The sequence below is a fragment of the Pseudomonas sp. FW305-25 genome (assembly GCF_017351415.1).
Taxonomy (GTDB): domain Bacteria; phylum Pseudomonadota; class Gammaproteobacteria; order Pseudomonadales; family Pseudomonadaceae; genus Aquipseudomonas; species Aquipseudomonas chlororaphis.
The window spans coordinates 423,395-436,586 of record NZ_JACNDE010000001.1 but is presented as its reverse complement, the minus strand read 5'-3'; the positions used below and the strand labels follow the sequence as shown (position 1 = coordinate 436,586).

Annotated in this window: 17 protein-coding genes and 1 tRNA gene; 7 read left to right on the top strand and 11 right to left on the bottom strand. The window is 57.5% G+C overall.

Translation table 11 applies throughout. The features are described from left to right. The first annotated feature begins 2 nt into the window (after positions 1-2). Positions 3-926 carry a DNA cytosine methyltransferase gene (locus J4E58_RS02075; protein WP_087088468.1) on the top strand — a complete coding sequence of 308 codons (924 nt, stop codon included), beginning with the start codon at positions 3-5 and terminating at the stop codon, positions 924-926. Here J4E58_RS02075 and J4E58_RS02070 read toward each other — a convergent pair. After that, positions 923-1,153 (bottom strand): hypothetical protein, encoded by a 231-nt coding sequence (locus tag J4E58_RS02070; RefSeq protein ID WP_087088470.1) that lies wholly within the window; start codon positions 1,151-1,153, stop codon positions 923-925. The genes J4E58_RS02075 and J4E58_RS02070 overlap by 4 nt on opposite strands. A 233-nt stretch (positions 1,154-1,386) precedes the next feature. Between J4E58_RS02070 and J4E58_RS02065 the strand changes: the two genes are divergently transcribed. Then, positions 1,387-1,878, top strand: coding sequence for a hypothetical protein (locus tag J4E58_RS02065; RefSeq protein ID WP_256583070.1), 492 nt, complete (start codon positions 1,387-1,389; stop codon positions 1,876-1,878). Positions 1,879-2,137: 259 nt separating this feature from the next. Here the strand turns inward: J4E58_RS02065 and J4E58_RS02060 are convergent, their stop codons facing one another. Continuing rightward, the gene (locus tag J4E58_RS02060) at positions 2,138-2,551 is read right to left on the bottom strand and encodes a hypothetical protein (RefSeq protein WP_143481872.1); all 414 of its coding nucleotides are present in this window, start codon (positions 2,549-2,551) and stop codon (positions 2,138-2,140) included. A gap of 123 nt (positions 2,552-2,674) precedes the next feature. On the opposite strand from J4E58_RS02060, the gene J4E58_RS02055 reads away from it, so the two are divergent. From J4E58_RS02055 to J4E58_RS02035, 5 genes are all read left to right on the top strand, one after another. Continuing rightward, positions 2,675-3,124 carry a hypothetical protein gene (locus J4E58_RS02055; RefSeq protein ID WP_087088472.1) on the top strand — a complete coding sequence of 150 codons (450 nt, stop codon included), beginning with the start codon at positions 2,675-2,677 and terminating at the stop codon, positions 3,122-3,124. A gap of 64 nt (positions 3,125-3,188) precedes the next feature. Beyond that, the gene (locus tag J4E58_RS02050) at positions 3,189-3,557 is read left to right on the top strand and encodes a phage protein NinX family protein (protein ID WP_087088474.1); all 369 of its coding nucleotides are present in this window, start codon (positions 3,189-3,191) and stop codon (positions 3,555-3,557) included. 279 nt (positions 3,558-3,836) lie between these two features. Beyond that, positions 3,837-4,040, top strand: coding sequence for a hypothetical protein (locus J4E58_RS02045; RefSeq protein ID WP_087088476.1), 204 nt, complete (start codon positions 3,837-3,839; stop codon positions 4,038-4,040). A gap of 21 nt (positions 4,041-4,061) precedes the next feature. Further along, a complete protein-coding gene (locus J4E58_RS02040) occupies positions 4,062-4,274 on the top strand; it encodes a hypothetical protein (RefSeq protein WP_087088479.1) in 213 nt (70 codons plus the stop codon). Then, the gene (locus J4E58_RS02035) at positions 4,274-5,386 is read left to right on the top strand and encodes a phage integrase Arm DNA-binding domain-containing protein (protein ID WP_087088481.1); all 1,113 of its coding nucleotides are present in this window, start codon (positions 4,274-4,276) and stop codon (positions 5,384-5,386) included. The genes J4E58_RS02040 and J4E58_RS02035 overlap by 1 nt, the downstream gene beginning before the upstream one ends. An 87-nt stretch (positions 5,387-5,473) precedes the next feature. On the opposite strand, the gene J4E58_RS02030 is transcribed toward J4E58_RS02035, so the two are convergent. From J4E58_RS02030 to thrS, 9 genes are all read right to left on the bottom strand, one after another. Continuing rightward, positions 5,474-5,550: transfer RNA gene (locus J4E58_RS02030), tRNA-Pro, on the bottom strand. A 91-nt stretch (positions 5,551-5,641) separates the two neighbouring features. Next, complete coding sequence (locus J4E58_RS02025; RefSeq protein WP_007920509.1) at positions 5,642-5,998, bottom strand: MerR family transcriptional regulator; 357 nt, start codon at positions 5,996-5,998, stop codon at positions 5,642-5,644. Further along, positions 5,979-6,281: an integration host factor subunit alpha gene (ihfA, locus tag J4E58_RS02020; RefSeq protein ID WP_002553164.1), complete on the bottom strand. Its 303-nt coding sequence runs from the start codon at positions 6,279-6,281 to the stop codon at positions 5,979-5,981. The genes J4E58_RS02025 and ihfA overlap by 20 nt, the downstream gene beginning before the upstream one ends. 3 nt (positions 6,282-6,284) lie before the next feature. Continuing rightward, positions 6,285-8,663, bottom strand: a complete 2,379-nt coding sequence (gene pheT / locus J4E58_RS02015; RefSeq protein WP_087088483.1) for a phenylalanine--tRNA ligase subunit beta — start codon at positions 8,661-8,663, stop codon at positions 6,285-6,287. Between the two features lie 36 nt (positions 8,664-8,699). After that, positions 8,700-9,716, bottom strand: a complete 1,017-nt coding sequence (pheS, locus tag J4E58_RS02010; RefSeq protein WP_087088485.1) for a phenylalanine--tRNA ligase subunit alpha — start codon at positions 9,714-9,716, stop codon at positions 8,700-8,702. Between the two features lie 109 nt (positions 9,717-9,825). Then, the gene (gene rplT / locus J4E58_RS02005; RefSeq protein ID WP_007905879.1) at positions 9,826-10,182 is read right to left on the bottom strand and encodes a 50S ribosomal protein L20; all 357 of its coding nucleotides are present in this window, start codon (positions 10,180-10,182) and stop codon (positions 9,826-9,828) included. A gap of 30 nt (positions 10,183-10,212) precedes the next feature. After that, positions 10,213-10,407, bottom strand: coding sequence for a 50S ribosomal protein L35 (rpmI, locus tag J4E58_RS02000; RefSeq protein WP_002553160.1), 195 nt, complete (start codon positions 10,405-10,407; stop codon positions 10,213-10,215). Between the two features lie 60 nt (positions 10,408-10,467). Next, positions 10,468-11,019 (bottom strand): translation initiation factor IF-3, encoded by a 552-nt coding sequence (gene infC, locus J4E58_RS01995; protein WP_169914426.1) that lies wholly within the window; start codon positions 11,017-11,019, stop codon positions 10,468-10,470. Next, the gene (gene thrS, locus J4E58_RS01990; RefSeq protein ID WP_009043059.1) at positions 11,019-12,941 is read right to left on the bottom strand and encodes a threonine--tRNA ligase; all 1,923 of its coding nucleotides are present in this window, start codon (positions 12,939-12,941) and stop codon (positions 11,019-11,021) included. Before thrS ends, infC begins: the two co-directional genes overlap by 1 nt. Positions 12,942-13,192 lie beyond the last annotated feature (251 nt).

The window sequence follows — 13,192 nt, the reverse complement described above, 5'->3', positions numbered from 1 at the left end:
CCATGCCCACAGCAATCGACCTGTTCGCCGGCCTCGGCGGATGGAGCACCGGCGCGCGCGCCGCAGGCGTCCAGGTTCTCTGGGCGGCAAACCACTGGCCGGTTGCCGTTGAATGGCACAGCGCAAACCACCCTGACACCCAGCACGTTTGCCAGGACTTGCATCAGGCCCACTGGGATCAAGTACCAGCTCATGACCTGCTTCTAGCATCGCCATGTTGCCAGGGCCACAGCCCGGCGCGCGGGAAGGCCAATGGAAACCCACAGCATGACTCGTCAAGGTCTACGGCCTGGGCCGTTGTCTCTGCTCTGGAGTTTCACAGGCCGCAATTCAGCCTCGTTGAAAACGTACCCGAGTTTACGAACTGGGCTCTGTATCCGGCCTGGGTGCAGGCAGTCCAGGCCCTGGGCTATCAGGTCGCGCCGCATGTCGTTGATTGTGCTGATCTGGGTGTGCCGCAACACCGCGTCCGGCTGTTCCTGGTGCTGACGCGAAGCCAAGCGCCACTGATGCTCGAGTTGCATAAGCGACAGCATGTCCCTGCCGCCAACTTCCTCAACTTCGACACCGGGCGCTGGTCGCCGATCGAGAAGCCGGGACGGGCCCAGGCCACACTCGACAGAGTGCGCAATGGCCGGGCCCGCTTCGGTGACCGTTTCATCATGCCGTACTACGGCAAGGGCTCGGGCACCACCGGCCGCGACATCAACCGCCCGATTGGCACCATCACCACCTTGGACCGCTGGGCGCTGGTCGACGGAGACAACATGCGCATGCTCAGCGCCGACGAGGCCCTGGCCGCTCAGTCGTTCCCGGCTAACACCCTGCGCCCGGACAACCACCGACTGACCATGCATATGGCTGGAAACGCAGTGCCGCCTCTGGCGGGCCAGCGCGTTATAGAGGCCTTGTTGAAAGCGGCTTAACCGCGCTCCGCCAGCAACTTAGCCCCAAGCTCTCGGCCGGCGACCTGGGCCAGACCGCGGTCGGGAAAGGTGCGATCACCAGCGACAACCGGCACTACCACTTCCCCGCCCTGCTTCACCTCGACGTTGATCCGCCAGGTCTCCCGACCTTCCTCGTCTTTCTCGCACTCCATGTAGTTCCAGAGCTGAAATCCTTCCAGCTCGTCATGGATATCGTGCTTTGTCATGGGCCTTCCCAGTTCGGTGAAGGCCCATCGTATCACCCCATGCTTATTGCGTTCCGCGCCACAAGCTGATGATCAGGTTGATCAGCTCGAGTATCGCGATAAGTAGATCCAGCCAGTCCAGAACTTGTGCCATATACCGTCCTTCTCTTCAGGGATTAGCCCCTACCTCGAGATGGATAACAGGCACCTATAAGCCAATCAGTCGCCAGGGCATGGCCCGGCAAGGACTCCCCATGCCCACAGAAAACAAGCCGGCCGAGCCGTTGAAGGTTGAACGCTCGACAGTCACAAAGCTGGTAGTCCATGGCGCGCCCCGTCTCGACCCGATCACTGTGTTCCTGGAAGACTTCGGCAGACGCGCTTGCCCGACTGAGTCCAACCCGAACTATCAGACAGCCCAGGGCAAAATCACCATCAACTGCTGGGACAACAGCTGGAACGCATACTGGGGCGGCATGGGACCCTGCACTGTCGCTGAGTTCGTTGCCGACTGTGGCTGGGACTACGTCCTGAACTGTTTGGATCGCGGAATCAGTTCGACGGTTTTCAGCGGTAACGCCCTGCATGCTCTGGCTAAGAAGTGCATCGTCCAACGCCGCCGACAACAGACCGGGCGCCATGATTGGGAACTGGGCGAGCTGAGTAAGGGCGAGGCCCGCGAGCTTTGGCATGACATCGATGTTCTACGCGGCCAAATGAATGCTGGCACCACAGCACGCTGCTGACCGAGCTATTCGGCGAGGAGTGGCATTACCCCATCGACGGCAAGGCTGTCGAAGAAAGCCATAAGTTCACGTACCTGCGCCGGGTTGTCGAGGCGGTACAGCAGGCGCTGCGCCAGGAACATTAGCAGGAGGCAGCTCATCACCAGCAAATTGCGTAATGACTGGAGCTTTCTAGTCAACGGCGTGAAGGTGCCCTAGAGCACCTACTCCAGGACGGATAACTGATCTCTACTGATTTAGAAACTCAATACCGTCTAGATCAACCGCCCAATACAGACTTCGTGACAGCAGAAATAACGGCGGTTATAGCTGCTGGCACCCATGACTTTTGAAGTGCGTCAATTGTGGAACGAATAAGGCTTTTATCTGGACTGCCAGATTTGAGCTGCTGTGAAATCTGACTTAAGGCCTCAGCAAGCCCAGCCATCTGCTCGACCATTGCCGCATCGGCTTTTCCGGTGGCGATTTCTATAGTGCCACTACCCATATGAACACTGTTTCCGACAGTACTTGATCCCGGCCCACCACCAGTGACAGACACGCTCATGCCGATACCGCCATGCGAAACAACACTTTGCCCAATAACTCTAATTTGAATAGTAAATTGGTCGGGATTGGCCTTAATACTGTCGGCCAACGAATCAATAATCGTACTCGCTTGAATTGCATCCATATCAACCACTCCTGACCGAATAAGAGAACGCCCTGGATATCTGCGCGACCTTACGATAGTTCATCCGAACCTAATTACCACTCCCCCCTCAAAGTCAGCCGCTATAGCGGCAAGAACGAAGTCATGCCTGAAGAAATCAAAAAGACAGGTCCAGACCACTACCGCTACATCGACACAATTGGTCCGGATGGTCTTGAAGTGCATTGCATCACTTACACGGTGATCGGTGAAACAGCGCGGTGCTGGTACATCGCCGACAAATACACCGTCAACATGATTAACGGCTACCAGCACAGTTGGACGGCAGACGCCGTGAAGAAGCGCCGCAAGCGCGTGCTCAAGGAGAGCGACGCACATAGCAAGCGCTTTGCCTATCCAGACAAAGCCCACGCCCTTCGCTCCTACAAATTGCGCAAGTCGCGTCAGCTAGGACATGCCGAACTGACCCTGGAGCGCGCCCGCGCGGCACTGGGTTACTTCGGTGACTTGTTGGTGATGAGTGAGGCGCCCGACGCTGAAAAGTTGATCATCCCCAACGAGCACATCCAAAGCTTGGGCTGGGGGGATTACTGATGATCATCTTCCCAACCGCAGCGCCTCTCCTTATGGCCTGGTTGATCTACACGGGGCCGAAGCGATGAACGACATGATCGAAGTGAAGACTGCCGACCTGATCGGGCCGGCGCTGGACTGGGCTGTTGCGAAGGCTGAAGGAATGCGCCAGCACACCCCGGACGGCCTGAAGCATGCCTACTGGTACTCGGGGGATCGCTGCATTGGCACCCACTGGCAGCCATCAACCAGCTGGGGCCAGGGCGGCCCGCTGATCGAGAAGTACATGCCCGAATTTGAGGTAAATCATTTCAACAGCATGGTCTGGGCTTTCGTGCAAGGCAGCGATCTAAAAAGCCGCGGGGAATCTCACCTGATCGCCGCCTGCCGAGCCATCGTCGCCGCAAAACTGGGCAATACGGTCAGCGTTCCCGAGGAGCTGGCCAAGCAATAGGAGTCCGCCACAGCCCACCGGAAAGTCGACGGATAGCCAGGACAACGGGCCGGGCGAACGCTGAAACCATAGCCGCGCGCAACGCCGGCGACCATAAGATCCTTCCGAAAGCTCCGCATCAACAATCTGAACTGGCGCCCGTCCCGGCCAGCACATTCGCCCCTTTACGAACGCGCTGGGCCGGTCGAGCGGCGCAACTTTACAAACTGTCGCGACAACTGTCCCGCACACAATTCTGAATAAACCTGAAGGCCTGCCATGCGCGGGCGAGGATTCCCCATGTCTGCAAAAAAACTCTTCGAGATCCTGGTCGGCATGCTGGCCTACCTGCTGATCACCCTGCTCTGGTTCCTCTATGCCGTCCCCAGCATGTGGGAGAGCGGGACTGAAGCTGCCCTCATTGTCGGGGGCTTCGGCTCGATGCTGTGGATATGCGCCACCGCATGCATCGCTATCTACATCGTCCAGCGGGCCAGGCCCTGAGCCGCAAGGAGATCACCAATAATGAATCGAGAACTGATCAAGATCAGCGAGTTTCAGCGCCGACGCTGGGGGGTGAACGGAACGCCGCCCTGCCCCCAGGCGATCCGCAACTATATCCGCAATGGTCAGCTCCCAGGCGAGCAGATAGGCAAGCTCTGGTACGTTGACTGGACTGCATTCACCAAGTCAGCCGGCAACGACCTCGTCGCGATGGTATTGAAAGGAGCTGCATGATGGCACCAAGGCCGCGCAAAGCTGCGAACAAGAGCCTTCCGCAGAATCTGTACTTCGATGCGCGCCGCGGGACATATCGCTATCGACGGCCAACCGACGGGAAGTTCTTCCCGTTCGGCTCTGATCGCCTGAAAGCCATCGATGCGGCGAAGCAGTTGAACCTGGAGTTCCTGCGCGGCGCCGACTTGGTTGGCACCGTGATGGGGAACTCGATCGAATCATTCGCCGGCTTCCTCGATACCTATGAGCACGACGTTCTACCACCGCGCGAGCTAGCCAAGGGCACCCTGGGTCTGTACGCCGTTCACTTTCGCCGGTTCAGAAAGCAGTTTGAGGGAAAGGCCATCGACCAGATCACGATCCGCATGATCGCTGAGATGCTGGACGCCCTCACCCCACGCACTGCCAATCAGTGCCGGGCCTTGCTGATCGACATATTCAACCACGCGGCAGCCAAGGGGCTGTGCCCGGACAACCCGGCGGCCAGTACCATCAACCGGATCGAGAAGAAGCAGCGCAAGCGGCACACCATCGAAGGCCTGAAAGCCATTCGAGAGAAGTCGCCCGCCTGGCTGCAGAACGCGATCGACTTGGCACTGATCACCGCACAGCGCCGCACCGACATCCTAAATATGCGGTTCGACGGGGTTCGGGAGGGGTTTCTGTACGTAGTGCAGCAGAAGACGGCCAAGGCCAGTGACGCGGCATGGATCCGGTTCAAGGTGACCGATGAACTCCAGGCAGTGATCAGCCGGTGCCGGGATGATATCGCTTCCCCTTATTTGGTTCACCGCCGACCGGATCGCCTGAAACAGAAACAGGCGCAGACGAAAGAGCATTGGACGCAGGTGGAAGAGCGATATTTGACGCGAGCCTTCAAAGAGGCCCGGGAACTGGCAGGCTGCTACAAAGGCTGGAAAGAAGAGGAGATGCCAGGCTTCCACGAAGTGCGAGCGCTATCACTGCACCTGTATCAGAAAGCAGGAAAGGACGGGCAGAAAATCGCCGGTCACGCGAGCGAGGCAATGACCAAAAACTACCAGCGGGACCACGCCGAGATCATCTGGTCAGAGGCGATTCCCGACCTGAATATCAGCGAAATCACTGGCTAGTTTTGCGCGAGTATTGCGCAGGTTTTGCGCTGCCCCTAAACGAAAAAAGAGATCAGGCCGCTAAGTGCTTGATCTCTCTTAGGAATATGGTCGGGACGGAGTGATTCGAACACTCGACCCCTAGCACCCCATGCTAGTGCGCTACCGGACTGCGCTACGCCCCGACTAGGCGTGTTACTGGGTTTGCTTCTTAACGAAGCGTTCAAGAATATATCGCAAGCTTTTGAAATATGGAAGTATTTTAAAGACTGAAAATTATTTCTTGAGTACTACCAGAACGTCCTCCAGTTCGGAGATCATCTGACGGATCAATTGCTTGTACTGGGTGGTGTCGTCTTTGGCTTCATCACCGGAAAGGCGCAGGCGTGCTCCGCCGATGGTGAATCCCTGATCATACAGCAACGCGCGGATCTGCCGGATCATCAGCACATCCTGACGCTGATAATACCGGCGATTTCCGCGGCGCTTGACGGGGTTGAGTTGAGGAAACTCCTGCTCCCAATAACGCAGCACATGCGGCTTGACCGCACAGAGCTCGCTGACTTCACCGATGGTGAAGTAGCGCTTGCCCGGAATGACCGGGAGCTCGTCGTTATGACTTGGTTCCAGCATAAGCCTCAACTCGGGCCTTCAACTTCTGCCCTGGACGAAAGGTGACCACACGGCGTGCCGTGATCGGGATTTCTTCACCCGTCTTCGGGTTGCGGCCAGGTCGCTGGCGTTTATCCCGAAGATCGAAGTTACCGAAACCGGACAATTTGACCTGTTCGTTATCTTCGAGAGCGTGCCTGATTTCCTCAAAAAACAGCTCGACCAATTCCTTGGCCTCACGTTTATTCAGGCCCAGCTCTTCGTAGAGACGTTCGGCCATTTCAGCTTTCGTCAGAGCCCCCATACGTCACTTCCTTAACGTGGCGTTCAACCTTTGTTCGAGCGAGGTGAGGATATTTTGCGTCGTGGAGTTCACCTCATCGTCATTAAGAGTGCGCGATGGATGCTGCCAGGTCAAGCCAACTGCAAGGCTTTTTCTATGAGGATCAATGCCTTTACCTTGGTACACGTCAAACAACCTGAGGTCTGTCAGCCATTCGCCTGCATTCTCACGGATTACATCCAGTACCGCACTGGCAGCGACATCGCGATCAGCCAGCAAGGCCAAATCACGACGCACTTCAGGAAAGCGCGACAACTCACGGAATTCAGGCATTTTTCCCGAGGCTACTTCGGCCAGAACCAGCTCGAAAACGAAGACCGGACGGTCGAGACCGAGGGTTTTCGACAATTCAGGGTGGATAGCGCCAATATAACCAACCAGACGACCTTCACGCTCGATGCGCGCGGTTTGACCCGGGTGCAACGCAGGGTGCTTGCCAGGCGCGAAAGTGAACGCTTCGAGTGCACCGGCAAAACCCAGCACCGCTTCCACATCAGCCTTGACGTCGAAGAAGTCCACGACATCGCGGCCTTGTGCCCAGCCTTCCGGCAGACGAGTGCCGCATACCACACCGGCCAGCATCGGCTCTTGCTTCAAGCCTTCCAGTTGACCAACGAAACGCAGGCCACTTTCAAACAGACGGACACGGTCCTGCTGGCGGTTCAGGTTGTGCTGAAGCGCCTTGACCAGCCCCGGCCACAACGAGGAACGCATGGCAGCCATGTCGTTGGAAATCGGGTTGGCCAGCAACAGCGGCTCGACTCCCGGATTAAACAACTCGAACTGTTTCGGATCGATAAAGCTGTAAGTAATAGCTTCCTGATAACCGCGGGCCACCAGCAAACGACGCAGCTCAGGCAGATCGCTACGAGCTTCGGCTTTGGCCTGTGGAGCCAGGCGTGCTTGCGGGTAGCGAACCGGCAGACGGTTGTAGCCGTACAGGCGAGCCAGTTCTTCGATCAGATCGACTTCCAAGCTGATATCGAAGCGATGGCTTGGCACCTCAACGCGCCACTGCCCTGCTCCATCGGCGGAAATCTTCAGACCCAGAGCACCGAGCAGACGCTCGACTTCTGCCGCTTCGATTTCCATGCCCAGCATCTGGGTGATGCGCTCGGCACGCAGAGTGACCGGAGCGATCGAAGGCAGGTGCTGCTCGCTGACTGCTTCAATGATCGGGCCAGCTTCGCCACCAGTAATCTCCAGCAGCAAGCCGGTGGCGCGCTCCATGGCTTCGCGGGCCAATTGCCAGTCCACACCACGCTCGTAGCGATGCGAGGCGTCGGTGTGCAGGCCATAGGAACGGGCTTTACCAGCGACAGCGATCTGGTCGAAGAAGGCACTTTCCAGGAAAACGTCGCGGGTAGTTGCCGTTACGCCGCTGTGCTCGCCGCCCATGACACCGGCAATCGCCAGGGCACGGGTATGGTCAGCGATAACCAGAGTATCGCTGCGCAAGGCCACTTCCTGGCCGTCGAGCAAGACCAGCTTCTCGCCCTCTTCGGCCATCCGCACACGGATGCCACCGTTAATTTCGGCGAGGTCGAAAGCATGCAGCGGTTGCCCCAGCTCCAGCATCACGTAGTTGGTGATGTCTACGGCCGCATCGATGCTGCGTACATCAGCGCGACGCAGACGCTCGACCATCCACAGCGGGGTCGGCTTGGACAGGTCGACATTGCGGACAACTCGGCCCAGATAACGCGGGCAGGCAGCAGGCGCCAGCACTTCAACCGGACGCACTTCGTCGTGCGCAGGTGCCACGGATAGCACCACCGGACGGGCGACAGGCGCTGCGTAGAGCGCGCCGACTTCACGGGCGAGCCCCGCCAGCGACAGGCAATCACCACGATTCGGGGTCAGGTCGACCTCGATGCTGGCGTCGTCCAGCTCCAGGTACTCACGGAAATCCTTGCCTACCGGCGCATCCACCGGTAGCTCCATCAGACCGTCATTGCCCTCTCCCACCTGCAGTTCTGCCTGGGAGCACAGCATGCCGTTCGACTCGACGCCGCGCAGCTTGGCCTTCTTGATCTTGAAGTCGCCAGGCAGCTCCGCGCCGATCATGGCAAAAGGGATCTTCAGGCCCGGACGCACGTTTGGCGCACCGCACACGACCTGGAAGGTTTCCGCGCCATTGCTGACCTGGCAAACACGCAGCTTGTCGGCATCGGGGTGTTGCTCGGTGCTCAGCACCTCGCCCACCACCACACCACTGAAAACACCGGCGGCCGGCGTTACGCTATCGACCTCAAGACCGGCCATCGACAGACGAGCAACCAGCTCGTCGCGACTTACCTGCGGGCTTACCCAGCCACGCAGCCATTGTTCACTGAATTTCATCCTGCTCTCCTGAAAGATTCGTTACGGGCGTGCGACCTAGCGAAATTGCGCGAGGAACCGCAAGTCGTTGTCGAAGAACAGGCGCAAGTCATTCACGCCGTAACGCAGCATGGCCAGACGTTCGGCGCCCATGCCGAAGGCAAAACCCTGGAACTCTTCCGGATCGATCCCGGACATGCGCAGCACGTTCGGGTGAACCATGCCGCAGCCCATGACTTCCAGCCAACCGGTCTGCTTGCAGACACGGCAGCCCTTGCCGCTGCACATCACACATTCCATGTCGACTTCGGCGGACGGCTCGGTGAACGGGAAGTACGAAGGACGGAAACGCACCGCCAGTTCCTTTTCGAAGAACACCCGCAGAAACTCTTCGATGGTTCCCTTGAGGTCGGCGAAATTGATGTCGCGATCGATCAGCAGGCCTTCGACCTGGTGGAACATCGGCGAGTGGGTGATATCGGAGTCGCTACGGTACACACGGCCTGGGCAGACGATGCGGATAGGCGGCTGCTGCGATTCCATGGTGCGGACCTGTACCGGCGAGGTATGGGTGCGTAACAGCATGTTCGCGTTGAAATAGAAGGTGTCATGCATCGAACGGGCCGGGTGGTGGCCTGGGATGTTGAGCGCCTCGAAGTTGTGATAGTCGTCTTCGACCTCAGGGCCTTCGGCGATGCCGTAGCCGATATGAGTGAAGAACTGTTCAATACGTTCCAGAGTCCGGGTCACAGGATGCAGACCGCCGGAGACCTGGCCACGGCCAGGCAGGGTCACATCGATGGACTCAGCGGACAGTTTGGCAGCCAGCTCGGCTTCTTCAAACAAAGCCTTACGCGTATTGAGAGCCTCTGTAACACGCTCCTTGGCAACGTTGATCAGGGCGCCGACCTGCGGGCGCTCCTCTGCCGGCAAATTCCCCAGGGTCTTCATCACCTGAGTCAACTCACCCTTCTTGCCAAGGTACTGAACCCGGATTTGCTCCAGGACATTGATATCTTCAGCGCTTTGCACAGCCTCTAGTGCTTGAGAGACCAGCGCATCCAGGTTTTCCATGTACAGACTCCAGATACAAAATAGGGGAAGAGCTTGTAGGCTCTTCCCCTATTTATGACGTTTAACACCTGAGCCCACAGAGGTGAGCCCGGGTGACTGTCGGGGGTACTTAAGCCAGAGTGGCTTTAGCTTTCTCGACAATCGCAGCAAACGCCGCTTTTTCGTTCACTGCCAGATCAGCCAGAACCTTACGGTCGATCTCGATGGACGCTTTTTTCAGGCCGGCGATGAAACGGCTGTAGGACAGACCGTTGATACGAGCACCAGCGTTGATACGAGCGATCCACAGAGCGCGGAACTGACGTTTTTTCTGACGACGGTCGCGGTAGGCGTATTGGCCTGCCTTGATTACCGCTTGCTTGGCAACACGGAATACGCGGGAGCGCGCGCCGTAGTAGCCTTTAGCAAGTTTCAGAATTTTTTTGTGACGTTTACGGGCAATGACGCCACGCTTTACACGAGCCATGAGTTACTTCCTCTATTCTTGATCCAAAAATTAACGAAGGCGCAGCATGCGCTCGACTTTTGCCACGTCAGACGGATGCAGCAAGCTGCTACCGCGCAGTTGACGCTTACGCTTAGTCGACATTTTGGTCAGGATGTGGCTCTTGAAAGCGTGCTTGTGCTTGATACCGTTAGCAGTTTTCAGAAACCGCTTAGCAGCACCACTTTTGGTTTTCATCTTTGGCATGTTCGGATACTCCGCATTCAGTTGATAAACATAATCAGAAGGCCTGCCGTGCCCTGTTGATTACTTCTTCTTTTTCGGGGCGATGACCATGATCAGCTGGCGTCCTTCCATCTTAGGATGCTGTTCGACCGAACCGTACTCTTGCAGGTCAGCTTCAACCCGCTTGAGGAGTTCCATCCCCAGCTCCTGGTGGGCCATCTCACGGCCGCGGAATCGCAAGGATACCTTGGCCCTGTCCCCGTCACTCAGGAAACGTACCAGGTTGCGCAGTTTTACCTGGTAATCCCCTTCCTCCGTCCCTGGACGAAACTTGATTTCTTTTACCTGAATCTGCTTCTGGTTCTTCTTCGCCGCGGCAATCTGCTTCTTCTTCTCGAAGATCGACTTGCCGTAGTCCATCACACGGCAAACCGGTGGGACTGCGTCGGCGGAGATTTCCACCAGATCAAGCTTGGCTTCTTCAGCAATACGAAGCGCTTCATCAATCGAGACGATGCCAATCTGCTCGCCGTCAGCGCCAATTAACCGAACCTCGCGTGCCGAGATATTCTCGTTGATCGGGGCTTTCGGTGCAGCTCGTTTATCTTGTCTCATTTCACGCTTAATAATAATTACTCCGAATCTGGGCGACCACGCCGGGAAACCGCTTGTGCAAGGAACTCCGAGAATTGAGCGACGGGCATCGAGCCCAGGTCAGCACCTTCACGGGTACGCACAGCGACAGTCTGCGTCTCGACTTCCCGATCTCCAATAACCAAGAGATAGGGAACCTTGAGCAAAGTATGCTCGCGGATTTTAAAGCCGATCTTTTCATTTCTCAAGTCGGACTTGGCACGAAATCCGCTTTGGTTGAGGGTTTTTTCCACTTCGAGGGCAAAATCTGCCTGTTTATCAGTGATATTCATCACTACGGCCTGGGTCGGAGCCAGCCACGCAGGGAATGCCCCTTCGTAATGCTCGATCAGAATCCCGACGAAACGCTCGAAGGAGCCGAGGATCGCCCGGTGCAACATCACCGGATGTTTACGGCTGTTATCTTCGGAAACGTATTCGGCACCCAGACGGATCGGCAGGTTGAAATCGAGCTGCAAGGTACCACACTGCCAGACACGACCCAGGCAGTCTTTCAGCGAGAACTCGATTTTCGGACCGTAGAACGCCCCTTCGCCCGGTTGCAGGTCATACGGCAGCCCGGCGCTATCAAGCGCGGCAGCCAAGGCATTTTCAGCGCGGTCCCACAGCTCGTCGGAACCCACACGCTTTTCAGGGCGGGTGGAAAGCTTCATTTCGATGTCCTTGAAGCCGAAGTCGGCATAGACATCCATGGTCAGCTTGATGAACGCGGCGGATTCAGCCTGCATCTGCTCTTCGGTGCAGAAGATATGCGCATCGTCCTGGGTGAAGGCACGCACACGCATGATGCCGTGCAATGCACCGGACGGCTCGTTACGGTGGCAGGCACCGAACTCGGCCAGACGCATCGGCAGCTCGCGGTAGCTCTTCAGGCCCTGATTGAATACCTGCACGTGGCACGGGCAGTTCATCGGCTTGATGGCATAGTCGCGGCTTTCTGACTCGGTGGTGAACATGTTTTCGGCGTAGTTGGCCCAGTGCCCAGACTTCTCCCACAGGCTGCGATCGACCACCTGCGGAGTCTTGATCTCCAGGTAGCCATTGTCGCGCTGCACCTTGCGCATGTACTGCTCGAGCACTTGGTACAAGGTCCAGCCGTTCGGATGCCAGAACACCATGCCCGGCGCTTCTTCCTGGGTATGGAACAGGCCCAAACGCTTGCCGATCTTGCGATGGTCGCGCTTCTCGGCTTCTTCAATACGCTGGATATAAGCCGCCAGCTGCTTCTTGTCCGCCCAGGCAGTGCCATAAACGCGCTGCAGTTGCTCGTTCTTGGCATCGCCGCGCCAGTAGGCACCGGACAGCTTGGTCAGTTTGAAGGATTTGAGGAAGCGAGTATTCGGCACGTGAGGACCACGGCACATGTCGACGTATTCTTCGTGGTAGTACAGGCCCATGGCCTGTTCGTTCGGCATGTCCTCGACCAGGCGCAGCTTGTAGTCTTCGCCGCGAGCCTTGAACACTTCGATCACTTCGGCGCGCGGAGTGACCTTCTTGATGACGTCGTAATCCTTCTCGATCAGCTGCTGCATGCGCTGCTCGATGGCCGCCAGGTCGTCCGGAGTGAAAGGACGCTCGTAGGCGATATCGTAATAGAAGCCTTCATCGATCACCGGACCGATAACCATCTTCGCTGTCGGATACAGCTGTTTGACCGCGTGGCCAACCAGATGAGCGCAAGAGTGGCGAATGATCTCCAGCCCCTCTTCATCCTTTGGCGTGATGATTTGCAGGGTCGCGTCGCTGTCGATCAGATCGCAGGCGTCGACCAGTTTGCCATTGACCTTGCCGGCCACGGTGGCCTTGGCCAGACCTGCACCAATGGATGCGGCGACCTCGGCTACGGAAACCGGATGATCGAATGAACGTTGACTGCCGTCGGGAAGAGTAATAGTGGGCATGGCGCCTCCTCTCCTAGTGGTGACCCCTACCAAAGGTCACGTGGGTTGGGATGAGCCAGTACGCGGCTCGGTCCAGGCCGTTCGTGACGAACGCCTGCCTCACAGTGGCAGGAGCCTTGCGGCCAACCGGTAAAACGAACCAGAGTGACTGGAGTTCAAATCAGAAAAATAGAGGCATAGACCGCGGTGGGCTTGAAACTCGCCCAGAGCCTGAAAACACCCAAGCCGGGCATGCTAGCACAGATGAACGG